2 protein-coding genes are annotated in these 1,265 nt (G+C 32.4%); one reads left to right on the forward strand and one right to left on the reverse strand.

The window, feature by feature from the left end:
- On the reverse strand, positions 1 to 243 hold a 243-nt coding region (locus tag DBR11_RS30640; protein ID WP_146186562.1), incomplete at its 3' end, for a rhomboid family intramembrane serine protease.
- Between the two features lie 281 nt (positions 244 to 524).
- Between DBR11_RS30640 and DBR11_RS16835 the strand changes: the two genes are divergently transcribed.
- Positions 525 to 890: a hypothetical protein gene (locus tag DBR11_RS16835; RefSeq protein WP_108553815.1), complete on the forward strand. Its 366-nt coding sequence runs from the start codon at positions 525 to 527 to the stop codon at positions 888 to 890.
- Positions 891 to 1,265 lie beyond the last annotated feature (375 nt).

The raw sequence follows: 1,265 nt of genomic DNA on the forward strand, positions 1-1,265 counted from the left end.
GATATATTCAATGTCTTTCGACATAATATAGAGCAAATAAATGTTAAATAATAAATGCATCCAATTCTTATGCAGGAAAACGGAAGTAAATAAAGTATGAATCCGATTTCCTCTAAAAACTTCGAAGGGGTGATAAACCAGTTTATTATATAATGGTTTATAATAAAATCCTATAATACTTAACAAAATAATTAAGCCTGAGAACACGTAGGTTAAAGGCATTTCTATAAATGGTGGAAACATCAGGATAAAAGTAATAAACTTCTTGCTTTGATATCTGCCCAATTTTTTTGTTTCCTATTATTTTTAAATACAACCACAGGTTGTTGCGGTTTTGCCTTAACCAAAGGAACTTTACCACACCGCAGAAGTGTTATAATGCGGTTTGTTATTAAACAACAATAAATACAATATATAAAAGTGTTTGACCGGCATGCTCTCGAACCCTCCCTTCCTAACCGTACACGAAAGTGTACGGGGGAGCGGTGTTTTGTAGAGCGTATCTATAAATAAAGGGTTTAAATATGAGGGTTTTAGAGGGTAGCGAGATTTTGATTATGTTTTCCACAGGTGAATATAGTTTATTGCATTCAAGACTGAGAGGCGTAAGCATTTCTAAAAAGGAGGACCAAATTACAATAGATTTATTTATTGATCTTTTGTATTCTAAGTATGAACAGCAAATGAGCTTAAGATTTATTGATGTGTCAGATTATTCCTTGAATGAGGATAACTGGACAAATTTTCCATCCATAGAAAAGTATAAATTTTATAAAAACTACAATGGATTCTATATCAGCCTGAATCCCGAAGTATCTTTTTCCGGTTCTATTGCGGCAGATCAGGAATATATCAGGAGTAAAAATGTCAAAGCAACATTATTGAAGTGACCATTTCCCTTTGTAGCAAGAGCACTGGATTTTATCTAAATAAAAAAGCCGCTGTTCATTTGAATCAGCGGCTTTTGTTTCACATCGGTAAATGTAGAGAACATCAACTATAAATGGTACGCACCAAATAACTTAATAAGGTCCATTGGAGATTTTAAATGCTTGATAAAAACAAAGCATGAACAGGGCCAGAGCGACTAACTTCAGAACAATGAGAAGGTAATGGGTTCTATCTGATTTATTCATTCTTATAAATTGCATATTTATTCTATTTTGGGGTTAATTAAATTAAATTTTTATAATATGATCTGATGTTTGTTATGGAAATCAGTTCTATTTTATTTAAACTTGTCCCAAAGTTACATTCGGAGAGGA

The sequence above is a fragment of the Pedobacter sp. HMWF019 genome (assembly GCF_003061025.1).
Lineage (GTDB): Bacteria > Bacteroidota > Bacteroidia > Sphingobacteriales > Sphingobacteriaceae > Pedobacter.

Coding starts and splice junctions, on each gene's coding strand:
- DBR11_RS16835 (WP_108553815.1), top strand. CDS start 525: ATGAGGGTTTTAGAGGGTAGCGAGATTTTGATTATGTTTTCCACAGGT.